Genomic DNA, 22,871 nt, shown 5'->3' with positions numbered 1-22,871 from the left:
ATCGACTACCAGCTGGGCCGATTCCAGTCTAAACTCGGGGCTAAAAGTTGGTCTTGTTCGTTTACTCATTGGTCACCTATGTGTCTAAGAAGTGATCATATCACCTCTAATTAGGTGGCCAAATTAACTATGCCACTACATAATGGCCTCTGCTTTGGCAGAGGCCTATTTTTTGGGCTTTTGGGGCTCAGCGGCCTTCGGCCATTAACGCTCATGCTTCGCTCGTCTTGCCTCCTCTTATCGACAAGGCTGAGCCCCAAAAGTACCATTGTTCTCGTTGGTCTCAATGGTGGCGTATGAGGCGGCAAAGCCGCTCTTAGTTTAAAAAATCCTATATTTAGGTACTTAAAGTACCAAAAAATTGGAAAATATAAACTTATTGATTGATCTGGTTTAAAAAATTGGTTAGTTTGGTACTATGAGTACCGAAAAAGAGTCAAAATTAAACCATTTGCTTAGCACTCAGCCTTTGGGCGCCGTGCTATCTTCGGCGTGGCTTGATGGTCAGGGTTATAGCCTTGATTTGCAGAAGCGCTATAAGCGCAGCCGGTGGTTTGACTCTATCGGTACCGGGGCGCTTATACGCCACGGTGACCAAGTGGACTATTTGGGCGGCATCTATGCCTTACAGGCCCAGCTAGGTCTCTCCATACATCCAGCCGCCAAAACGGCGCTCTCCATACAGGGCAAGGCACATTATTTAGAGCTGGCTACCAAGTCTGTACAGCTATTCGGTGGTACCGAAGACCGTTTGCCGCTGTGGTTTAAAAAGCGGGATTGGGGCGTCAGCGTGGATTGTAAGCTGACGTCGTTTCTACCGCCTGATATTGGCTTAGTCGAAATAGGGCACAAGAGTTTCAAGGTAAAGGTATCAAACCCCGCTCGAGCCATAATGGAGTGCTTATACCTGGCTCCTAAGTCCCAACCGCTTTTGGAAGTGTTTGAGTTGATGGAAGGGTTAAACAATCTACGACCAGCCAGCGTTCAGGCACTGCTGCAAAGCTGTACTTCCGTAAAGGTAAAACGCTTGTTTTTGTACTTGGCGGATAAGGCGGGCCACGAATGGCTAAGCCATATCAACCTGGATACGGTCGACTTGGGTTCCGGTAAACGCGCTATCGTGAATGACGGTGTTTATGTTTCGAAGTATCAGATAACCGTACCCAAAGAGCTGGTGAGCATAAATGAATGAAGCCTATAAAAGGCAAGTGGGGCTCTTGCTGGATGTGTTGCCAGAAGTTGCCAAAGAGGCGTGTTTTGCCATGCATGGTGGTACGGCAATCAACCTTTTTGTACGAAATATGCCGAGGCTGTCAGTCGATATCGACTTAACCTATGTCGAGATTGCCGAGCGTAATGAAACGCTGGAAGGCATTAATTCGGCCTTGCTAAGGATTAAAGAACGTATCGAGGCACTGCGTCCATCAATATGGGTGCAGCATAAAGAAAATGTTTGTAAGCTACAGCTTGATGAGCGCGGTGTGCTCATTAAGATTGAGGTGAACATGGTAGGGCGGGGCTTGCTAGGCGAGCCAAATAAAGTGCCCCTTTGCGAGGCTGCACAAGAGCAGTTCGATGCGTTTTGTACCATGCCGCTGGTGCCCTTAGCACAGCTATATGGCGGCAAATTGTGCGCTGCCCTTGATAGGCAGCACCCAAGAGATTTATTTGATGTGAAGCTCTTTTTTGAAAATGAAGGGCTAGACAATAAAGCCTTTACTGACGAGATTAAGCAAGGGTTTATTCTGGGATTAGTGAGTAGTAATCGCCCGACCCACGAAATGCTTGTTCCAAACCTGCAGGATCAGCGTGCGGCTTTTGAAAGTCAATTCCAAGGCATGAGCGAGATCGAGTTTAGCTACGACGACTACGAGGCCACGAGACTCCAGCTCATCGACGCGGGCAGGGGTAGTTTGAACGAAGAGGATAAAACCTTTTTGTTGAGCCTTAATCGCCTCAAGCCGGATTGGTCAATCTACGATTATCAAAAATTCCCCTCAGTGAAATGGAAGCTCCTTAACCTGGAAAAATTCAAGAAAAGTAATCCAGAAGCTTATGCGCAGCAGTTGAATGAGCTGGAAAAAATACTGAAATCGTAATATTTAGCTTGCTGCTTTTTGAGTGATTGGTGGGCGAGATCCTAAACCGTCCAATTCACTATCTAAAAATTGTAGCTGAGGCTTCACTCCATCGGGCCAAGCCCGCTTACTTTTCGCGCATACTGCGATTCGCTGACCTCAGAATCATCCGATCCTTACTTGGCAAATCGGCAAAATGAAGAATGTGAAATGGCATGAAATACACTGAAATTTCGAAGAAAAAGGGGACAGATTTATTTTCCCCAATACGTGATCGGTAGTGGTGAGGTTTGAACTAGGGCTCAAGGAGGAGTTGATATGCCAAGGCGGGCGAGGGTAATTGTGCCGGATTTGCCGCATCATATTGTGCAGCGCGGCCATAACCGTAACGTGGTGTTTGTTGAGGGTCGGGATTACGAATACTATCTCGATAATTTGGCTGAGTGGAAAGCGTTCTTTGGTTTGCGGGTGTATAGCTATTGCCTGATGACCAATCATGTACATTTAGTTGTCGGGGCCAACGATTGCCCCTGCGATATTGGCCGGTTGATGAAGCGGTTGGCTGGCAGGAAAACTCGATTTGTCAATAAATGAAAATTTCATCTAGTCTTATTGTCGTTGAATGTAATTTGGTTGATTTGGGTGACTAATTTTCGTGGTGTTGGTAAAAATTATGAGTGTTTCAGTATTTCTTCCGTAATAATAGATTATTTTGTTATTTCAAAATCGTAGTTGTTTGTTTGAAATTGGTGAGCTAGCCTTTGGGTGTGACAGGGAAAGTCCAACGACACATGGAGGTGTTTATGAAATCAATATTATCCCTTTCTGTTTTAATCATCCTAGAAGTATTCTGTACGGCTTACGTTTACGCTGATGATAAACCTTTAGAAGAGGTTTATGTGCGAGGGGTTTATCTCCCTAGTGGATACTACCACTACTTAACCAACCATATGAGGACACCTGATGCTGAGATGTCCTTTATTCTCAGTTCTATTAGGCGTTACGGGCAAGCAAATAGGACTAGAGCTATGTTATACGGACAGTGGCGAAATAAGTGTGGGTCACTGGTAAGTAGTATTAAAGAGAAATTCAGTTCATGTAAAGACGATGCTATTGAAGATCGCTCATCCTTTTATAAAAATATTTGTGCCCCCATAAATAATTGGACTTTTCGGGGTGGGGGATCGGCTGGATATGACGAATATCTGCGCTTTGAGGGAGAATTTGAGGTTGAGTTCGTTTCATATGACAAGTGTATACATGAAAACGAATTTAATTATGATTCTAATATTTCTGACTGTAAGATTCAGGCTCAAAATTCTCGAAATGAAAATATGTCAATGTGCTTGGGCAGTGATATTAACTTTTGGGAATATAATTATGAAGGGGATTACGAATGAGAGGCTTATGGATATTTGCTTTGTTAGTCTCTGTTATCGCCGGTATTGTTTTTACTAGTGGACTCAAAGACAAAAAAGATAACAGTGATCTCAATTTAGATCGAGAAGTCGTTGACGTAATACCAAAAGTAGATACGGTCGAGTCGACGTCAAATGCCGACTATGTACACAATAGCGATGATTATATTCCGGAGTATAGTTGGTCGAAGGTAAGAGATTATGCTCACTACGACGATTCTGCCCTGGAAGACCTTGCTGAAAGTGGCGATTTAATCGCAATTGGCGAGATCGTTACACGGGCGAGAGAGGTTGTATCAAAAATAGAAAAACCGTTTAGTGATGAGGATTATCATGCACTAAGCGAAAACTTCAATCGAATGCGCCAGTATGCGGACCTATCTGTGACCTTGGGGAGTAATGAATATATAAGCACCGCTTTTAGTCAGTACGAAGGGGTTAATTTTGAAGGTGCTGATATATCCAGAGAGAACCTTTTAAATCAACTTTCCTACCTGGAGTTTGCTTCGCTGCGCGGTGTGCCTGGTCTCAAATACATGCATGCTGACATTGAAATGAATATGTACGAACATGTATATGGGGATTTTACTTTAACTGACTCTGATAGGCAGTATATCTATAGTCAAGCTAAGGTTATTTTTGATGATTACAACAAGAAGCGCGCGAAGCTTGGGTATCCGCCATTAGAAATTGTTGAAGATGTAGAAATTGACGAGGTGGGGTTTACATTGTTTGCCGAGTCTGCGGGAGAGAACATTTATTAGTGTTTTAGGAGGGCGCAGGGTTTAAGGTTAACCGGGTTAGGGGGTCAATCGCCCTCCCTAACCCAAACCTGACTGCGCCCAAACAGCGAAAACCCGACAAACCCGCGTACGGTAAGTTCTTGTTTGTCTTCACTGAGTGATGCGCGGGCTTTGTAGACTTTGCCGGTTTTGGGGTCGAGAATTTTGCCGTCGCGCCACTCGCCTTCGCTGGCCTTTTCCAGGCTCCACATAAACGTTAGCCCTTCGACGGGTTTATCTTTGAAGTCGCCTGGGCATTTTTCGCACGTTAAACCCTGATTTTTTTCTTGCAGTAGTTTTGTGATGGTACCGCGCAGCTCACCTTCCTCGGTAACCACCAGTTCCACCAGGCTTTTGCGGCTGCGGTCTTTGTCATCGATGGTGACCCAGGTGCCCTCAATGGGCGCGGCGCTCAGCGGGGCGGCTAAACCGGCTGATACGAACCCCATGGTGGCTAATGCGAGTAGCTTGGTGTTGAATCGCTGCATTGTTGTTGTCCTTGCGGCTATGTGACGGTGAACTTCTCTCACTATAGTCGTAGGTCACAGGATCGGCCATGTTTCAGGTGGCGGAATTCGGGGTGGAATAGGGCTGGCGTTTGCCGGTGTAAGTTCAGTATATTGGGTGTTTCCAAAGGCTGGAGCAGGCGCTCCGGTACTCAAAAGCAGGCTCTTATCCGTAGGTACTTATGGCGCCGCCCACTTATCAATCGACATTGCACCATTTATCGGCCGAGCTTGGTAGTGACCTGCTGGAGCGTGGCTGGACGGTGGCCACCGCTGAGTCTTGCACCGGTGGCGGCATTGCGGCGGCTATTACCGAGGTGGCCGGCAGTTCGGCCTGGTTTGGCACCGGAATCGTCAGCTACGCCAATGCGGCCAAACAGCAGCTGTTAGGCGTTGAGACTGAGGTGCTTGAGCGCTGCGGCGCGGTTAGTCGCGAGGTGGTAGAGCAAATGGCGCAGGGCGCGCTGCGTGTGGGCGGGGCGGATATCGCCGTGTCGGTCAGTGGTATCGCCGGGCCCGATGGCGGTACGCCAGATAAGCCCGTGGGCACGGTTTGGCTGGCATGGGCCGGGCCGGGTGACGCCCTATTGAGTGAGTGCTACGTATACGAAGGTAGCCGGGCCCAGGTGCGCGAGCAGGCCTCAGTGACCGCGTTGCGGGGCTTGCTGGCGATTATTCGCCAGAATCCGGTAAAAAACACTGTATAAATGCCTAGTGCTGTTTGCATGTACAGGTTTTTACTGTATGCTTTAGGTGTCCGGTTTAAGAAGCGCACTCGCTTTCAGGGTGTGGCTCCTTACAGGTAAGCCTGCAGGCTCTTTGGATGTGTTGCGAATCTTGCGAGGGCTGCGGCCATACGCTGCCAATCGCGCCTTGCCAAAGCACCTGGATGACTTACTGAAATACGGTGTACTCCTTAAGCCGGACACCAAATAAACTGGCCGAAACCTAAGTGCCAGCGCTAAAAATTGTACGAATTGAATTTAAGTTGAGGTGATAAATGGACACGAATAAACAGAAGGCTTTGGATGCAGCACTGGGCCAAATCGAGCGCCAGTTCGGTAAAGGCACCGTTATGCGTATGGGCGACCGCGAATTGGTTGCCGTACCCTCTATTTCCACCGGTTCGCTGGGGCTGGATGTCGCCCTGGGAATTGGCGGCCTGCCTAAAGGCCGTATTGTTGAAATTTATGGCCCTGAATCTTCCGGTAAAACCACCCTAACGTTACAGGTGATTGCCGAGGCGCAGCGCGCCGGTGGCACCTGTGCGTTTATTGATGCCGAGCACGCCCTTGACCCCATTTACGCCGAAAAGCTCGGTGTTAATGTCGATGACTTAATTATTTCGCAGCCCGATACCGGTGAGCAGGCGCTCGAGGTATCTGACATGCTGGTGCGCTCCGGTGCCGTTGATGTACTGGTAGTTGACTCTGTTGCCGCCCTTACGCCTAAAGCCGAAATTGAAGGCGAAATGGGTGACCACCACGTTGGCTTGCAGGCGCGGTTAATGTCGCAGGCGCTGCGTAAAATTACCGGTAATATTAAAAACGCTAATTGCCTGGTGATTTTTATTAACCAAATCCGTATGAAAATCGGTGTGATGTTCGGTAACCCCGAAACCACCACCGGTGGTAACGCCCTTAAGTTCTATTCATCGGTGCGTTTGGATATTCGCCGCATTGGCGCGGTGAAAGACGGCGACGAAGTCACCGGCTCGGAAACGCGCGTTAAGGTGGTGAAAAACAAGGTCGCCCCGCCGTTTAAACAAGCCGAATTCCAAATTATGTATGGCCAGGGCATTAACCGCTTAGCGGAAGTGGTCGACTGTGGCGTTAAGCTGGGAATGGTCGACAAGGCCGGTGCCTGGTACAGCTACAACGGCGACAAAATTGGCCAGGGTAAAAACAATGTTGTGAAGTTCTTGCAAGAAAACCCCGCCGTGGCCGAAGAACTGGAAGCGCGCGTTCGTGGTGAGCTGCTTGGCACCGTAGTCAAGGCGCCAGAAGAAACCGCGGAAGAAGAGGCCTAAGTTTGAGGCCAAGTCTCCCTTGTTATGTTGCAAGATGATACGCAAGCGAGTCGTGAGCAGGTGCGCAATAGCGCACTTGCCTCGCTAACCCGTCGCGAGCACGGCGTTGCCGAGCTGAAAACAAAGCTAACCGCAAAATTTGGTGATGTCGCTTTAGCTGAAGATGCCGTTGAATGGCTGCAAGAGCTGGGTTATCTCGACGACAAGCGCTTTACCGAAGCTTTTGTTCGCTCCAGTGTTGCGCGCGGCCGAGGCCCTATTCGCATTACCCAAGAGTTAAGACAGAAAGGCGTGGATGCCACTTTAGTGGAGCAGGCGATTGCCGAGCTGGATGTGGATTGGCGCGAGCAGGCCCGCGATGTATTGGAGCGAAAGTTCCGCCAGCCAGTTGCCGATGTTAGCGCCGACAAAAAAGCCGACATGAAAGAAAAGGCAAGGCGGGTACGCTACCTGCAGTATCGTGGGTTTTTCCCGGAAGATATATTTGCCCTGGTGAACGGTGAACGGTGAACGGTGAACGGTGAACGGTGAACGGTGAACGGCCAATGTTCTCGCTTAGCTCGATTTATCCGCAAGTTTTATTCGGTTATTTTTCTTACCCCCAAGCATTACTCCCGCATAGCGAATGGCAACAGCCGCAGCCCCCCAAGCTGCGCCGTACAGGTGAGCGTCGGTAATGACCGCGCCATTTATGAGCTCCGCTGTATGCTGGCTGGAGGCCGGGTAGAGCTGCTCGGTGATAATTTTGCCGCCAATGACCAGTAGCGCCAACCAGGCGGAAAGAGATTTTTGCAAGCACAGGGGCGCCAGCCCATAGATAAGCAAACCGTGCAGTGTGCCGGAAAGGCCTACGTAGTAGCCCAGTTCTGGGTTCCAGTACCATAGACTGATGCTGATACAAACAGAAATAAAGGTCCCTGCCAGCCACCACTCCCAAGCGTGGTATTGCTCCCCAAGCCAAAGCAGTATCAGCCACAGTGCGGCAAGATTAAGCGCCGCGTGGGTCAGGTTTAAATGGGCGATGTGAGCCGTTAGCAACCGCCAGAGTTCGCCACCTGTGGTCCCGTTTGGCTGGTATTGTAGCCACGGATTAACCTGCTCGCTGGCAGCGCCTAAGGCAAGCAGGGCAAGTGTTGCCAGCACCGCCAGTACCATGGATGGGGGGTACATTTTCATTTTTCTACTATACCGCATCCCAGAGCTTATCTGGCGGTACATTGAGCGCTGCTAATAATCCCGCCAAGGCGTAGACCAGTCGCTGCCTAACTGGCATAATCAGCGCCCAATTTTCATACACCCCGGAGGCGAACTCCCGGGTGTTCGCTCCGTCATTCTGGACCAATTCAGAGGAACGTCATGCAACCATCGGTGAAACCGCAAAACCCTAACTTTTCGTCTGGCCCCTGTAGCAAGCGCCCAGGATACGACGTAAGCAAACTGGACATCTCTACGCTGGGACGTTCGCACCGCTCGTCCATCGGTAAGGCCGCTCTCGGTCGTGCCTGTGAGCAAACCAAACAAATGTTGGGTTTGCCGGACGGTTATCGAGTTGGCATCGTCGCAGGCTCCGACACCGGTGCGGTAGAAATGGCCATGTGGTCCATGCTGGGCCAGCGTCCGGTCGATGTTATGCAGTGGGAGTCTTTTGGTAAGGGCTGGCTGACTGACGTTACCAAGCAACTTAAGCTGGACAATGTTACCGCCCTGGAGGCCGACTACGGCGAACTGCCGGAGCTGGATAAGGTGAACTTTGACCACGACGTGATCTTTACCTGGAATGGCACTACTTCCGGCGTAAAAGTCCCTAACGGTGACTGGATTGCCGATGACCGCGAAGGCTTGACCATTTGCGACGCCACCTCGGCTGTATTCGCCATGGACATGCCGTGGGAAAAACTCGATGTTGTGACTTTCAGTTGGCAGAAAGTGCTCGGCGGTGAAGGCGCTCACGGTGTACTTATTTTAGGGCCCCGCGCGGTTGAACGCTTAGAAACCTATGAGCCACCTTGGCCCATGCCTAAGTTGTTCCGCATGACCAAAGGCGGCAAGCTGATTGAAGGCATTTTCGAAGGTGCCACTATCAACACGCCTTCCATGCTGTGTGTGGCCGACTACCTCGACGCGCTCGACTGGGTCGAGTCTATCGGTGGTGTGCCTGCCGCTATCAAGCGCAGTGAAGCCAATCTTAAAGTGCTGGAAGACTTTGTCGCTGCTAACGAGTGGATTGAATTTTTGGCGCAAGACAAAGCCACGCGCTCTAACACCAGTGTTTGCTTTAAGCTCGACGCTACCCCTGAGCAAGTTAAAGCCATGGTAAAACTGCTCGATAGCGAAGGCGTGGCCTACGATATTGGCGCTTACCGCGATGCGCCTCCGGGCTTGCGTATTTGGTGTGGTGCAACGGTTGAAGCGGCGGACCTGGAAGCGCTGACGCCTTGGTTGAGCTGGGCCTACGCCCAAGTAACAGCTTAATTACCATAGCTTGAATTGCACAGCCTGGACAACGGCTGAAAAGGTCTTGGCGCAATGGGATGCTCCTTGTAGATAAGTGACTGAGTGATTGCGCTAAGACACGAACACAGAATAACTGGAAAGATCATGTATAAAATTAAAACCTACAACAAGATTTCGGTAAAAGGCCTGAACCGTTTTGACCGGGCCAAGTACGAAGTGGCAAGTGATATCAACAGCCCCGATGGCTACATTCTGCGCAGCCACAAGTTGCACGATGAAGCCTTGCCTGAGTCGGTAAAAGCCGTCGCCCGTGCCGGTGCCGGTACCAACAATGTGCCCGTCGCCGATTACACCAAAAAAGGTGTGGTGGTTTTTAATGCGCCCGGTGCGAACGCTAATGCGGTAAAAGAGTTGGTGCTTACCGGTATGCTGCTGTCATCACGCGGCATTATTCGCGGCATGAATTGGTCTAACTCGCTCACCGACATGACCGACGCCGGCGAAATGAGCAAGCTGATGGAAAAGCAAAAGTCGCAGTTTGCCGGCAGTGAACTGATGGGCAAAACCCTGGGTGTTGTCGGGCTGGGTGCCATTGGCTCGATGGTGGCGGAAACGGCTTTAGCGCTGGGCATGAATGTAATAGGTTACGACCCGGCGCTGTCGGTTGAAGCGGCCTGGCGCCTGCCGAGTCAGGTAGCGCGCGCTGAAAACTTACAAGCGCTGCTGTCTCGCTCTGACTTTATGACGCTGCATGTGCCAGCCATTGACGCGACCCATCACCTGATTAACGAAGAAACACTGAAATCAGTTAAGCCCGGTGCGGTTCTACTGAACTTCGCTCGCGAAGCGATTGTGGATGCCGATGCAGTGGTTAAGAGTTTGGACGCTAAGCATTTGGGTATGTACATCTGCGACTTCCCAGAGCCTGTTCTGCTCAATCGTGAAGATGTTTACGCCACACCTCACATCGGTGCCAGCACCGCAGAGGCAGAGGAAAACTGTGCGATTATGGTCGCTGACCAGCTGATGGATTACCTGGAAAACGGCAACATCAAAAACTCGGTTAATTTCCCGGCAGTGCACATGGAGCGAGCGGCCAATGGCAGTGCCCGCGTCACCTTCTGTAACGACAATGTATCCGGTGTACTCGGGCACGTATTGTCGGTGTTGGCCGAGAAAAACGTGAATGTTATCGACATGGTTAACAAAAGCCGCGGCGATATTGCCTACAATATTATTGATATTGAACAAACCCCAGCCGACGATGTGATAGAGGCCATTGGCGCCGTCGAGCATGTGATAGCGGTGCGGGTTATCTAATTGGCAGACGGTGGATGGGGTACGGTGAACGTACCCCGTTAACCGTTAACCGGAGGCGCCCTTGTACAAACTCGTTTTTTTTGTACCCGGCAGTCATCTCGAGTCGGTTAAGGCGGCGGTGTTTGCGGCCGGCGCGGGCCGAATCGGCGACTACGATCAATGCTGTTGGCAGATTGAGGGGCAGGGCCAGTTCCGTCCTTTAGCCGGCGCTCAGCCGTTTACGGGTGAGAAAGAACAGCTTAGCCGTGAGCCCGAGTGGCGCGTCGAAACTGTTTGCCTGGATGATTGTATTGGCGCTGTGCGCGATGCCCTGATTGCGGCCCACCCGTTTGAGGAGCCCGCTTACGACATTTGGCGATTGGCGGATGTCTAACCCGCGCTGGCTGTCGCTTACCAGTCAGTTACTGCCGGCGGCTCGTCACCAGCCGCAGGGGCCCTTTGTGGGCCAGGCAGCCGTTTTACTGGCCCTTTCTGGCGACCCGCAAGACCCCACTATTGTATTGACCCGGCGCGCCGCACATTTGGCGCATCACCCCTCTGAAATCGCCTTTCCCGGCGGCAAATGGGAGAGCCATGACACCAATCTGGTGGCAACGGCATTGCGTGAAAGTTTTGAAGAAATCGGCCTGGCGTCAGATAAGGTTGAGGTTTTGGGGCGCTACCCCGATTACCAGACGCGTCGCGGCGTCGTTGTAACTCCGGTTATTGGAGTGATACCTGAAAAAGTGACACTGGTGCCTGATCCGGCCGAGCTCGACCGAATATTCACAATGCCACTGCGCTTATTGCAAGCCGATGAAGCTGTCGCCTGGCGTAGCTATGAGCACGAGGGCAAACATTACCGAATTCCTCAGTTCAAGTATAAGGAGTACACCATTTGGGGGTTAACCGCTGCCATTGCCACGCGTTTGGCCGCGGATGCTCTGCGCCAACCATAATTCTCACACTGAGCTATAATCGCAGTAACACAGCCAAGTAGGCCGTTGAAAAGAATCCTTAGGTATAGGCTTTGCGGCCGGTTCGTCATTTGGGTGCAGCCCGGGCGGGCCCCATACCGGCTCGCTGCTGGTCGGGCTGTCCAAGCTAGCGGAGTTCACTGACGGCTAGTGCTGGAACTGAGGGCCACTACAATGGCACAATCGTGGTGTGTTGGTCGTGAAACAGATCAATCGCTGGTGGTTCACGCTGGCACCAGGGAAACGTCGATAATAGAAAAAATAGACGAAGGAGTTTGGTAATGAGTCTGGACAGCAATCGAATGATCGTTGATGTATTTGCTGAGGCCTGTCGCGATTACGCCGATAGCCCAGCGTTTACGTGCATAAACCATACGATATCGTTCCGCGAGTTGGACGAGCTGTCGGCTCGGTTTGCCTCCTACTTGCAAAATCACACCAACCTTAAACCGGGTGACCGTATAGCCATTCAGCTGCCGAATGTACTCCAGTACCCGGTGGCGGTGTTTGGTGCGCTGCGTGCGGGGCTTGTGGTGGTCAATACCAACCCACTGTACACGGCGACCGAGTTAAAACATCAGCTGACCGACTCCGGAGCCAAAGCTCTGGTGGTTTTGGCTAATGTTGCCGGACACGCCTCAGAGGTCGTTGCTGAAACTGACGTAGAGCAGGTGATACTGACCGAGCTTGCCGACTTACACCCGCCTCTAAAACGCACCCTCATTAACTTCGTGGTTAAACATATCAAGAAAATGGTGCCTGCCTTTTCGTTTAACAACAGTATTCCGTTTAATAAGGCCCTGGCCTCTGGGGCTACACGCCCATGGCAACCTGTGAGCGGAATCCCGGACGATGTCGCTGTGTTGCAATATACCGGAGGCACAACCGGCGTTGCCAAAGGCGCTATGCTAACCCACCGCAATTTAGTCGCGAATATGTTGCAGGTGAATTTGCACATGAATGATGTGTTTAAGAAGAATCAGGATTTATTTGTCGCGCCTTTGCCCCTTTATCACATTTATGCATACACGATTCACTGCATGTGCGCGCTTTCGTTGGGGAACCATAACTTACTGATCCCTAACCCGCGCGATATACCTGGGTTTGTGAAGGCCCTGAAAGGCGTGCCTTTTACGTGTTTTGTGGGACTGAACACACTGTTTAACGCGCTGATCCGCAATACAGATTTTCGCGCGCTCGATTTTTCCAATTTACGGTGTACCTCATCGGGTGGTATGGCCCTGACCCACGACGCGGCTAAACGTTGGGAAGAGCTTACCGGGGTACCGGTCAGCGAGGGCTACGGCTTGACCGAAACCTCTCCGGTGGTTTGTATCAATCCGCGCTTTAGTATTAAGTTAGGCACGGTCGGTGTGGCACTACCTGAAACTGAAGTAAAAGTGATATCAGAGGATGGTGAGTCACTACCTGTGGGTGAGGCGGGTGAGCTCTGCGTACGCGGCCCCCAGGTTATGAAAGGCTATTGGCAGCGGCCAGAGGCGACACGTGAAATTTTAGACGATGAAGGTTGGCTTAAAACCGGCGATATCGCCACGATTGATGAAGATGGTTATGTCAAAATTGTCGATCGTAAAAAAGACATGATCAACGTTTCCGGGTTTAAGGTCTTCCCCAATGAAGTGGAAGACGTGTTATGCGAGCACCCGGATATCGTTGAAGCAGCGGTTGTTGGCGTAGAAGACGAAGAGAGTGGCGAGGTCGTCAAGGCCTTTGTGGTCTGCTCCAACTCTGAGCTTACCGAAAAAGAAATACGTAGCTTTGCCAGAGAATCACTGACCGGTTATAAGGTCCCTCATTACGTGGAGTTTCGCGATGAGCTGCCGAAAACCAATGTAGGTAAAGTACTGCGCCGCAAATTAAAAGAATAATTACGGGCCAGTGGCTTAAGGGCAAAATCGTTGAGCAGTAAAACAGCACTCATATTATCCGGTGGCGGCGCCAGAGCCGCTTACCAGGTCGGCGTATTACAAGCGGTAGCCGATATACTTCCGGAAGGCATCGACAATCCCTTTCCTGTTATCTGTGGTACCTCCGCCGGTGCTATTAATGCCGTTGCTTTGGCCTCGCACCCGGGCACTTTCCGCGAAGCGGTGACGGACTTGGGCGCGATATGGCAAGAGCTGAGTATTGGCCAGGTTTATCGCCACAGCTGGGGCGATATGTTTAGGGGTTTAAGTCGCATTGGATTCTCGCTTTTTAATGAAGGGGTGGGGCGGCACCGCCCGTTGTCGTTACTCGACAACACACCGCTGTGGGAGTTACTGGCGAGCAAAATTCAGTTTTCCAATATTGCCCGTAACATCGAGCAAAATAAACTGCATGCACTCAGTGTTACTGCAATGGGTTATACGTCCGGGCAATCGGTCAGTTTCTTCCAGGGCCAGCCTGAACTTGAGTCTTGGCGACGTTTTCGCCGCGCGGGCGTGGCCACCGATATTCGTCTCGAACATTTACTGGCATCGTCGGCCATTCCTACTATTTTCCCTACCGTGCGAATCAACCGCGAATATTTTGGTGATGGCGCTCTGCGTCAGCTGGCGCCGATGAGCCCGGCACTACACTTGGGGGCGGATGCGCTGTTTGTGATTGGTGTGAGTGGCAACCGCAATCCTAAGCATTGGGGTAAACGTGTGCCGGTACGGCATTCTCCTTCCATGGCGCAAATCGTGGGGCACTTGCTCAATAGTGCGTTTATTGATGCGCTGGAAAACGATATTGAGCATATGGAGAGGCTCAATACGTTGCTTGAGGTTATTCCCGCAGACGTGCGCGAGGCAAACGGTATTGATTTGCGCCCGGTACGCAACTTAGTGGTATCACCTACTAAAGCGGTTGACGTTATAGCCGGGCGTAAAGTGCGTTACTTACCGCGCAGTGTGCGTTTCTTTTTGCGTGCTATTGGCGCCACGGCAAAAGGTGGCGGTGCTACGGCTGCCAGTTATCTGCTGTTTGCCAATCCCTTTATTTCCGAACTTATTGAGCTCGGTTACCAGGATACCATGTGGGAAGCTGCCCGGATTCGGGAGTTCTTCTTGCCCCCTGAAGTTGATTTAGATCAATAATCCCCTACCATTGAAGCGGTAATCTAGTGCTTAACGATTGTCGAAGCCCATATCTTCAATCAATTATAGCCGCACGATTTATTGGCTCGCCGTTTGCCAATGCTTGAGTTATTGCGGTCGCGCTGTTATCAGCCACCTTATAACCAGAGCTTAAGCCATGACGCAAAATGCAATTGCCACTGAACTAATTGATCGATACGACATCGCGGGCCCTCGCTATACCTCATACCCCACAGCGCCAAATTTTAGCGATGATTTTCCTCAGGTAGATCTGCTCAATGCCATGGCGCGTAGTGCGCGCTTACAGCGGCCTCTGTCACTTTATTTTCATCTGCCCTTTTGTGAAAGCCTTTGTTACTACTGCGGTTGCAATAAAGTTGTGACACATAACCGGAGTCGAGTCATTGCCTACTTGAATCGTTTAGAGCAAGAGATGGCCGACTACAGGGCGCTAAGTTCAGGGCGGCGCAAAGTTAAGCAACTGCACTGGGGCGGGGGCACGCCGACTTATCTGAATGTTGATGAAATGCGTTTGCTGATGCAAATGACCCGGCGACATTTTCATCTGACCGATGACGACTCCGGCGATTACGCTATTGAGATTCATCCCGGACAAACCAATGTCACGGTTATTCCGGTATTGCGCGAGTTGGGTTTCAATCGCATTAGCATGGGTGTACAAGATTTTGATGCCAAGGTACAAGAGGCGGTCAACCGTCGCAATAGTATTGAAGAGGTTACCGCATTGTGTGACGCGGTGCGTGAAAATAATTTTCGCTCTTTGAATATGGATCTTATTTACGGCTTGCCGTTACAAACAGCGGAAAGTTTTGCGCGCACGCTACAGGTGCTCATGACTCTGCGCCCGGACCGTATTAGTCTTTTTAACTACGCGCATATGCCGGATAAGTTTAAAGGTCAGAGGTTAATTAAAGTCGCTGAGCTTCCTGCTCCCCAGCAAAAAATGGATATTTTTTCGCAAGCTATTGCCACTTTGACACAGGCAGGCTATGTGCATATCGGTATGGATCATTTCGCCTTGCCAAACGATGACTTGGCGGTAGCGCAGCGCGAAGGTCACTTGCACCGAAATTTTCAAGGTTACTCTACCTATAGTGATTGCGACTTGCTGGGGTTTGGGGTGTCGTCTATCAGTGCGGTCGGTAATGTGTACTGGCAAAATTCCCGGTGTATAAATGACTATCAGAATAAGCTTGACGAGGGCAGACTGCCGGTGGAAAAGGGGTATCGCCTAAGTGCCGATGATGAGATACGTCGCTGGGTGATCAATCAATTGATTTGCCACTATCAGCTGCGCTTCGCGGACATTGAAGACCGCTTCAGCGTTGATCCCTTGACGTATTTCGCTGATCAGCTGGAGGAGCTCGAAGAGCTCAGTGGCGATGGGCTGGTCGTCGTTAATCACCGTGGCATACACATAACCGAAGTAGGCAAACTACTCGTGCGCCGAATTTGCATGGTGTTTGATGCCTACCTGCCACGCCAGAGCGTACAGTATTCGAAGGTGATTTGATTTTTTAAACGTCAGAAGTCTGATGTCAGACGCCGAATGCTGAACATCAGACATCAGACATCAGACAATGTTAAATTTCCCACTTCTCCAGCGACAGTGCATCCGGTGTGGCTTTAAAGCACCAGGCAAAATCGTGCCAGTCGCCTAACACCACGCGCTCCGCCGGTTCGCCGTTAACCGTTAATTTGTGACGATCTGGACGATGCGTGTGGCCGTGTACCAGGCGAACCACTTTGTGATCACGCATGCACTCTTCAACGGCTTCTTGAGTAACGTCCATTATGTCTTCGGGCTTGGAACTGTTCATGGTTTTGCTTTTGGCACGAAGGCCATCGGCAAGCGCCCGGCGCGCGGACAAAGGCTGAGTGAGAACTTGGCCTTGCCAAGCTGCGGATCGCAGCTGTTGGCGCATGGCCATGTACTCGGTGTCGCGGGTGCAGAGGCTGTCGCCGTGCATAAGCAGAGTGCGAGTACCGTAGAGCTCGATAACGGTCGGATCTTCCAGCAGTTTTGCGCCTGCACTTCGCGCAAATTTTTGTCCTAGCAAAAAGTCACGGTTACCGTGCATTAGGTACACTTCAGTGCCGCTGTCGCCTACTTCCTTAAGCTTAGCGGTTACTTCGGTACCGAGTGGGGCGTCGTCATCGTCGCCAATCCAGGTATCGAAAAAGTCGCCCAAAATATACAGCGCGTCGATGCCTGTGGCTTGCTCGGCGAGAAACTGGAAAAACGCCTGCGTCGCCTCGGGGCGTGAGGCGTGCAGATGCAAATCGGATATAAAAAGCGTGGTCATAGTCGTTTAGTCGGCTACAGTGACTTTTTCAATAATAACGGCGTCTACCGGTACGTCCTGGTGGTAGCCTTTGGAGCCCGTGGCGACGCCTTCAATGGCATCTACGACATCGGTGCCAGCGGTGACTTTGCCGAATACGCAGTATCCCCAGCCTTGCGCGTTTTTGCCGGTATGGTTTAAAAACCCGTTGTCTTTAACGTTGATGAAAAATTGAGCAGTGGCACTGTGAGGGTCGCCAGTACGCGCCATAGCAACAGTGTATTGGTCATTTTTTAGACCGTTGTCGGCCTCGTTTTCAATTTCGTCGCGGGTCGGCTTTTGTTGCATGTCTTCGGTCATGCCGCCGCCTTGAACCATAAAGCCTTTAATAACACGGTGGAAAATCGTACCGGCGTAAAAACCGTCTTCGGCGTATTGCTTGAAGTTGGCGGCAGTTTTGGGTGCGTTTTCGAAGTCCAGTTCCAGGGTGATGTCGCCCTTGTTGGTGTGCAGCGTGATCATGCGTGTAGCCTCATGGTGCTCAATGATAGAAAAGGGCGTAATGATACGTTTAGGCGGCTCGCGAGTAAATCGCGTTGGCGCACAAACCTGTATTAAACGTAGCGGATTGGAAATTTAGGGGGTTATCTGGGCGGCGGCGGCTTTGATGCCTTCAATTTCTATGGTCATCAGGTGTTCAAAAACACGCTGCTGCGATTCAGGCTCTTGGGCTGAAAACTGGGTGGACCAGTGGCCGCAGTACACGGCGCCCTCAATGCTGCCGGTTTTTACCAGCATGGTTAGGCCGTGCACCAAAGACCATGAGCTGAGAGAGCCCACCGACGCAATGTAATCGCTGGCAGGAAGTCCATTTTCGGTCAACATGCCAATAATGGCTTGTCGCAGTACGTCGACGCTGTCGACTCCTGCCTCAATGCATTCTGGCTTGAGGCGCTCAAGGTCAGGCGACCAAGAGAACAGGACATCGAATAAATTCGGTTTTAGCACGGCGAAGCTCATGTAGCTCATACCCAATAACCGAACCCGGCGCTCACCGCTGGCATCGGGCTCGCAGCTCAACGCCGTTGACAAATGTTCTGACAACTGTCGAAAACCCAGTGTACGGATATCAACGAGCAATTCGACTTTATCTGCAAAATGGCTGTAGACCGCAGTCGGGCTGACGCCCACCCGCTTTGCCAGCGAGCGCAGACTGAGCGCTTCGAGGCTGTCGGTTTCCAGCAACGCCAGCGCTGCAGCGAGCAGAGATTCACGCAAGTTGCCGTGGTGATAGGTACTTTTACGCGTTGTGGGAGATGGAGTGTCTGCGTTCATAGGGTGTCGCTTACGTTTACAATACCGCTATGGTAGCAGATGCCGTCGCAAGCGGCGAAGTGGGCGCAGCCAAATCTGAGGCTTATTAAAGGCCCCAGCGCAAATTCAGTAAAAGCGTGTCGTTGTGACGGTAGGGGTAGAGTAAGTCCTCTGGGTGGTCGCCATTGTATTCAATGGCCGTAACTGCTGCGCTAAATCGATCGGAGAACTGCCATTCGACCATCAGCCGCATCACTGAGCCTTCACCACCGGTGACCGCTTGTGCGTAGGCTTCTAAGGTCAGCTGCTCGTTTAGAAGGGTATAACTGGCTCGCCCGGAGGCCGCCGGTTGGTAGCGTTCGCCCGCAAGGCCCGAGTGCCAATTATCAACATACAGCCAGCTGTATTCGGCGGTCAGCACCAAATCATTGATGCCGTTATAGTCAGCCCCCAGCATGCCGCGCCACTGACGAGTGTCTTGCCAGGGCGCGACAGGGTCGGCGCTGGCGACCTTGGTATTGAAGTGCAGGGCTTGTTCCGTCCGGACCAACCAGCTTCCACTGACCCATTGGGCGCTGGCCCCTGCTACCTGTTGGCGCCACGGCGCTACGTAAGCCACCGGGCCTTTTTCACCAGCGCTGACCGTTTCCAGTTCGGTTTCATAACTGGCGACATCAGCCAGTATCCACTGTGTGTCTAACCCTTGCCACTGTTGACGGTAACGCAGGGCAACGCCGGGGCGATTGTCACTGTGCTCGACAATGGCGATATTCGGCTGCTGCTGGCCCAGGTCTGCATACGGGTCAAATTCATCGCCCGCTGCGGGCATGCGATCGGGCAGGGGGTTAATGATAGTAACCAGATCCAATTGTTTGCCCCACGTAATTTGCACTGCGGGTACCGGCAGGCGTAGTTTTTCTAAATCCTCTTGCCCCGGCCAGCGTTGATCTCGCCTTGCTAAAACATCCGTTACCTTAAGTGACTCGGACTCGCCCCATGCCAGAGTCTGGTAGCCGGCCTTAATCCACCAGTCATCGTTCTGCCAGGAAACGAAGGTGTCCGCCATTTCCAGGTGCCAGCGTCGCTGCTGGTGCTGTTCAGTGGTGAAAGTGTAGCGGGAATACACGCCCGCATCTTCGAGGTCAGGCAGCCAACCCTGCACAATGGAGCCGGAGGCTTGCAAACGCCAGGCATTCTTGCGCCAGGCAATTTCGCCAAACAAATGCGTTTCGGTTCTCGTCAGCGCGGCTTTATCTCGACTGGCGGGCAAGCTTGGTGCGTGCCAGCCATAGCCGGTTTTTTGCTGAACCCAGGCACGATGCGTCCAGGGGCTATCAAGGTCGAGCTCTTCCGTTGTTGTTTCGGTGGGGATAGCTTCAAAGAAACTCTGTGCCCCAATACCCTTGCTGAAGAGGGCAGCGGCTGCCACTGCCAACGTCGGTATTATTTGGTTCATTGAATACCGCGCTGCATACTTTGGGTGGTGAATAACGCGTCGTCAGTGTGTTCGTTATAGACAAAGTTGCTGAACTGAAAAACACTGGCGTGTTCTTTTTCGTTGTTACGTACGGTGATCATTTGTAAGCGCAGTGGGGTCCAAATACCATCGATTAATTCCAATTGCTGGGCACTGTAATATTTCATTCGGCCTTTGCGTTGGGTCCAAATTTGACCTTGTACCTGCACGAAGTTGTCTTTGCGAATCCACATGTGTGATTTTAAGTAGCCGGTCTCACTTTCGACCTTATCTTTAAACTCGGGCTTTGGGGTGGATTCAATTTTCCAGGCAGCGGCACCGTCGACTTCGGCGTTTTCATCGAGCATGGTGTAGTTGTACCAGTCGGTATTGACACCATTAATGTCGGAATAGGTGAAGTCGCTGCCCATAAAAGAGCCAGACTTGTCACCCGCGGCCACTCTTCGCACCTGTTTTAAGGCCGGCAAATACAGCCAGGAATCGTCATCTTTTTCATCGTCATAGTCGTAATTCATATAAGTGGTGCCGGCCACGTCGTTTGGCGATACAAAAAATGAGATGGATTTCTCGACCTCGGGCTGGTCGAGTGAATACAGGCGTATGTCGCGCACTCGCTCCCGGCCTTTGCGGTCAATTAGAATAAGTTGGGCGTCGGCGCGCGAAGAGTCCCCGGTATAGCGGGTGTCGGATTTAACGGCAATTTCGCGTGCGCTCAACTCTTGCGCAACGGCCGTGGCTGACATGCCTGTTATTAAACTTAAGGTTAATAGGGCGTGAAGGTAACGGCGTATCATTTCGATAACTCCTCTTGCAAATTGGTTTTGGCGGCGAGTTTAGCGTCACTTTTTCGGTCGATAACGAACAACAATGCGGGTAAAAACAACAAGTCACCGAGTAGCGCCAGAGCCATAATCGTTGCCGCGAAAAGACCTGTGTAGATATACGGAATAAACGAGCCCAGTAACATTACGCTGAAGCCACACACCAGTACGATGGAGGTGAAAATTACCGCGCGCCCAGCTTGGTTCATGGTTTTTTTGAGAGCTTCGCGGGTGTTTAAGCCACTCCTTCTCGCCGTTAGGTAGCGGTTCATGACATGAATAGCATCGTCTACGGCTATACCCATCGTCATGGCGCCGACGATCATGGTGCCCAGGTTAAGCGGAATGCCAAGCACCACCAAAAGGGCTCCGGTAATTAAGATGGGCACCACACTGGGAATCAGGGCAATAAGGCCATATTTGACCGAACGGAATAACACAATAAAGCTAAGACCAATGATGACCAATGCCACCGAGAAAGATTTGGTCATACCCTCGTTGATGTATATGTCCTGCGCGTTGTACATGACTAATGAGCCGGTAAGCTGAACGTTCAAGCCCGGGTGTTGTTCGGCGAGGTGATTTTCAATACCGCCGAGAAGAGCGCGGGTGTCGCTGGCGTCCAGATTTTTAATTGGGACAGACAGGCGTAAATAACGCTCGTAAAAATCTTTGGCATCCGTTAGGTCTTCTTCAGCTCCGGTGTTGTCATACAGTAATAAAAATTGAGCCGCCATTTGCCTGTCGGTGGGCAACTGGTACCACTCGGGATCGTCGAAGTGCAGGGCTTGGTTAATTTCGCGATGGAAATCCACGAGCGAGTTTACGGCCCCGGTTTCGGGTAGAGACTCCAGCCAGGTTTGCAAAGCGTCGACTTCCCGTAAAAAGGCTGGTTCGTGAATGCCGCCTTCACTTCCGCTATCAATGATCACATCAATGTTCTGAATGCCATTGTAGGTTTGATCAAAATATTCCAGATCCTGCCGGGTAGTGTTGTCTTGCTTAAAGTAGGTGATAAAGTTGGAGTCAATGTTTAGTTGTGGCACTAGCGCTATGCTGCCCAGTAACAAAATTAGCCCGAAACCCAACAGTGGTTTACGGTAGTGCTGAGTGAACTCTGGCAGTTTTTGTGTAAGGCGCGCGACAAAACCGGAACTGACCGCCCGGTCCGTTTTGATCGAAAAAGGCTTTACAAAACTCAGCACCGCAGGCAGTAAAGTAAAGGATACGAAGAACAACATCATTGCGCCAATGGCGCCCAGCCAGGCAAATTGTTTGACGGGCAAAAGTTCGGTAACACTCAAGGCTAAAAAGCCCGCTGCAGTGGTCAGCGCTGTATAAAATGCAGGCACCCACAAAGTGCGGATGGTTTGTTCCGACGCTTCGCGAGGGGCTAGCCCGTCACTGCGGCCGTGGTAGAACTCCACCAATACGTGCACGGAAATACCAATGCCAATGATAATTAGCGCTGGTACTAACGCCGATTCCACGACCGAATGGGGCCAAACCATAAGCCCTTGTATGCCGGTAACATAGACAATGCTGGTGCCGATGACGACCCAGGGCAAGAGCATGGCCAACCATGAACGAAAACTGATAAACAAAATAATGATCATCACCACTGCCATGGTGGGGTTAATCCAGCTCTGATCGCGTTTGGTTAACACCTCAAATTGTTCATTAAATACCGGCTGCCCGCTTAGCCGCAGGTTAATGCCATTTTCAATGTAGCGCTGATCGGCTAAAAATTGGCGGAGGTTCGTCATCAATGTGATTTTATTATCGCTGCTGCCGACCTGATAACGCACGCGAGCAACAACTCTGGTGTGTTTGAGGTCTTCGGTGATCAAGCTGCCCAGAGCCATCGGCTGCTCGCCGATGAGCTTGCGCCCCTGATCGCGGTAATACTCGTCGCTAATATCTTCCAGTAACTCGTCGGTAGCCATCATGGCACCATCGGAGTGGGTGTATTCGTATTTGGTGAGTGAGCGCACCTGAGTGACTTGCGGTTGGTCTTCTAAAAACTCGGTGATGTCCTGGATGACCGCTAAATTGGTAGCGCTAAACACATCGTCTGTGCCGCTCGCCTCTAGCCCGACCGACAGGTACTCAATGTCGCCAAACAAATCCAGCAATTGGTTGAAAGCGACGAGATTTGGGTCACCTTCCACAAAGAAGCGTTCGTTGGCGTTGTCGTAATAGAGTTTGCCCATTGGTAAAAAGGCCAAGCCAAAGCCGATTACAGCCAGTGCGATAACCCACCAGCGGCCTCGCACCACCAGTTTGGCCCAAAGCGAGATAAACCTCTGCACGTTAAATCCTCCTGA

The 22,871-nt window shown here is 51.3% G+C and carries 23 protein-coding genes; 15 read left to right on the top strand and 8 right to left on the bottom strand.

Features of this window, described 5'->3' with window-relative positions; all coding sequences use genetic code 11:
- Nucleotides 1–418: 418 nt before the first annotated feature.
- The 5 genes from QWI17_RS12240 (at nt 419) to QWI17_RS12220 (ending at nt 4,260) form a co-directional block, all read left to right on the top strand.
- A complete protein-coding gene (locus QWI17_RS12240; protein ID WP_302722790.1) occupies nt 419–1,192 on the top strand; it encodes a type IV toxin-antitoxin system AbiEi family antitoxin in 774 nt (257 codons plus the stop codon).
- Nucleotides 1,193–1,208: 16 nt separating this feature from the next.
- Nucleotides 1,209–2,099 (top strand): nucleotidyl transferase AbiEii/AbiGii toxin family protein, encoded by an 891-nt coding sequence (locus QWI17_RS12235; RefSeq protein WP_302722795.1) that lies wholly within the window; start codon nt 1,209–1,211, stop codon nt 2,097–2,099.
- A gap of 297 nt (nt 2,100–2,396) precedes the next feature.
- Nucleotides 2,397–2,672, top strand: a complete 276-nt coding sequence (locus QWI17_RS12230) for a transposase (protein ID WP_302722789.1) — start codon at nt 2,397–2,399, stop codon at nt 2,670–2,672.
- 209 nt (nt 2,673–2,881) lie between these two features.
- Nucleotides 2,882–3,478, top strand: coding sequence for a hypothetical protein (locus QWI17_RS12225; protein WP_302722788.1), 597 nt, complete (start codon nt 2,882–2,884; stop codon nt 3,476–3,478).
- Complete coding sequence (locus tag QWI17_RS12220; protein WP_302722787.1) at nt 3,475–4,260, top strand: hypothetical protein; 786 nt, start codon at nt 3,475–3,477, stop codon at nt 4,258–4,260. The genes QWI17_RS12225 and QWI17_RS12220 overlap by 4 nt, the downstream gene beginning before the upstream one ends.
- Before the next feature lie 44 nt (nt 4,261–4,304).
- Here QWI17_RS12220 and QWI17_RS12215 read toward each other — a convergent pair whose 3' ends face one another.
- Nucleotides 4,305–4,766 (bottom strand): DUF2147 domain-containing protein, encoded by a 462-nt coding sequence (locus QWI17_RS12215; RefSeq protein WP_302722786.1) that lies wholly within the window; start codon nt 4,764–4,766, stop codon nt 4,305–4,307.
- A gap of 200 nt (nt 4,767–4,966) precedes the next feature.
- Here QWI17_RS12215 and QWI17_RS12210 point away from each other — a divergent pair, with 200 nt between their 5' ends.
- The 3 genes from QWI17_RS12210 to QWI17_RS12200 all read left to right on the top strand — a co-directional run bounded on the left by QWI17_RS12210 (nt 4,967) and on the right by QWI17_RS12200 (nt 7,323).
- The gene (locus QWI17_RS12210; protein WP_302722785.1) at nt 4,967–5,491 is read left to right on the top strand and encodes a CinA family protein; all 525 of its coding nucleotides are present in this window, start codon (nt 4,967–4,969) and stop codon (nt 5,489–5,491) included.
- A 293-nt stretch (nt 5,492–5,784) separates the two neighbouring features.
- Nucleotides 5,785–6,813 carry a recombinase RecA gene (gene recA, locus QWI17_RS12205; RefSeq protein WP_302722784.1) on the top strand — a complete coding sequence of 343 codons (1,029 nt, stop codon included), beginning with the start codon at nt 5,785–5,787 and terminating at the stop codon, nt 6,811–6,813.
- A gap of 24 nt (nt 6,814–6,837) precedes the next feature.
- Nucleotides 6,838–7,323 carry a regulatory protein RecX gene (locus QWI17_RS12200; RefSeq protein WP_302722783.1) on the top strand — a complete coding sequence of 162 codons (486 nt, stop codon included), beginning with the start codon at nt 6,838–6,840 and terminating at the stop codon, nt 7,321–7,323.
- A 45-nt stretch (nt 7,324–7,368) separates the two neighbouring features.
- Here QWI17_RS12200 and rrtA read toward each other — a convergent pair whose 3' ends face one another.
- Nucleotides 7,369–7,989 (bottom strand): rhombosortase, encoded by a 621-nt coding sequence (gene rrtA, locus QWI17_RS12195; protein ID WP_302722782.1) that lies wholly within the window; start codon nt 7,987–7,989, stop codon nt 7,369–7,371.
- Nucleotides 7,990–8,169: 180 nt separating this feature from the next.
- Here rrtA and QWI17_RS12190 point away from each other — a divergent pair, with 180 nt between their 5' ends.
- The 7 genes from QWI17_RS12190 (at nt 8,170) to hemN (ending at nt 16,160) form a co-directional block, all read left to right on the top strand.
- The gene (locus QWI17_RS12190; RefSeq protein ID WP_302722781.1) at nt 8,170–9,285 is read left to right on the top strand and encodes a phosphoserine transaminase; all 1,116 of its coding nucleotides are present in this window, start codon (nt 8,170–8,172) and stop codon (nt 9,283–9,285) included.
- Between the two features lie 126 nt (nt 9,286–9,411).
- Complete coding sequence (locus QWI17_RS12185; protein ID WP_302722780.1) at nt 9,412–10,587, top strand: phosphoglycerate dehydrogenase; 1,176 nt, start codon at nt 9,412–9,414, stop codon at nt 10,585–10,587.
- A gap of 61 nt (nt 10,588–10,648) precedes the next feature.
- Nucleotides 10,649–10,960 carry a YqfO family protein gene (locus tag QWI17_RS12180; protein WP_302722779.1) on the top strand — a complete coding sequence of 104 codons (312 nt, stop codon included), beginning with the start codon at nt 10,649–10,651 and terminating at the stop codon, nt 10,958–10,960.
- Nucleotides 10,953–11,525, top strand: coding sequence for a CoA pyrophosphatase (locus QWI17_RS12175; protein WP_302722778.1), 573 nt, complete (start codon nt 10,953–10,955; stop codon nt 11,523–11,525). Before QWI17_RS12180 ends, QWI17_RS12175 begins: the two co-directional genes overlap by 8 nt.
- A gap of 299 nt (nt 11,526–11,824) precedes the next feature.
- Nucleotides 11,825–13,432, top strand: coding sequence for an AMP-binding protein (locus tag QWI17_RS12170; RefSeq protein WP_302722777.1), 1,608 nt, complete (start codon nt 11,825–11,827; stop codon nt 13,430–13,432).
- Nucleotides 13,433–13,462: 30 nt separating this feature from the next.
- On the top strand, nt 13,463–14,626 hold the full coding sequence (locus QWI17_RS12165; protein WP_302722776.1) for a patatin-like phospholipase family protein: 1,164 nt from the start codon (nt 13,463–13,465) through the stop codon (nt 14,624–14,626).
- A 157-nt stretch (nt 14,627–14,783) separates the two neighbouring features.
- Nucleotides 14,784–16,160: an oxygen-independent coproporphyrinogen III oxidase gene (hemN, locus tag QWI17_RS12160; protein WP_302722775.1), complete on the top strand. Its 1,377-nt coding sequence runs from the start codon at nt 14,784–14,786 to the stop codon at nt 16,158–16,160.
- A gap of 70 nt (nt 16,161–16,230) precedes the next feature.
- Here the strand turns inward: hemN and QWI17_RS12155 are convergent, their stop codons facing one another.
- The 6 genes from QWI17_RS12155 to QWI17_RS12130 form a co-directional block, all read right to left on the bottom strand.
- Entirely contained in the window at nt 16,231–16,953 is a 723-nt protein-coding gene (locus tag QWI17_RS12155) for a UDP-2,3-diacylglucosamine diphosphatase (RefSeq protein WP_302722774.1), read from the bottom strand.
- A gap of 6 nt (nt 16,954–16,959) precedes the next feature.
- On the bottom strand, nt 16,960–17,454 hold the full coding sequence (locus QWI17_RS12150) for a peptidylprolyl isomerase (protein ID WP_302722773.1): 495 nt from the start codon (nt 17,452–17,454) through the stop codon (nt 16,960–16,962).
- Nucleotides 17,455–17,568: 114 nt separating this feature from the next.
- Complete coding sequence (locus QWI17_RS12145; RefSeq protein ID WP_302722772.1) at nt 17,569–18,267, bottom strand: TetR/AcrR family transcriptional regulator; 699 nt, start codon at nt 18,265–18,267, stop codon at nt 17,569–17,571.
- Between the two features lie 85 nt (nt 18,268–18,352).
- Complete coding sequence (locus tag QWI17_RS12140; protein WP_302722771.1) at nt 18,353–19,702, bottom strand: DUF1302 family protein; 1,350 nt, start codon at nt 19,700–19,702, stop codon at nt 18,353–18,355.
- Entirely contained in the window at nt 19,699–20,517 is an 819-nt protein-coding gene (locus QWI17_RS12135; RefSeq protein WP_302722770.1) for an outer membrane lipoprotein-sorting protein, read from the bottom strand. Before QWI17_RS12135 ends, QWI17_RS12140 begins: the two co-directional genes overlap by 4 nt.
- Nucleotides 20,514–22,856 carry an efflux RND transporter permease subunit gene (locus tag QWI17_RS12130; RefSeq protein ID WP_302722769.1) on the bottom strand — a complete coding sequence of 781 codons (2,343 nt, stop codon included), beginning with the start codon at nt 22,854–22,856 and terminating at the stop codon, nt 20,514–20,516. The genes QWI17_RS12135 and QWI17_RS12130 overlap by 4 nt, the downstream gene beginning before the upstream one ends.
- Nucleotides 22,857–22,871: the final 15 nt, after the last annotated feature.

Source organism: Gilvimarinus gilvus, from assembly GCF_030518155.1.
GTDB lineage: Bacteria > Pseudomonadota > Gammaproteobacteria > Pseudomonadales > Cellvibrionaceae > Gilvimarinus > Gilvimarinus gilvus.
Note: the sequence above shows the minus strand (reverse complement) of the source record. Positions and strands in the feature narration are given on the sequence as shown.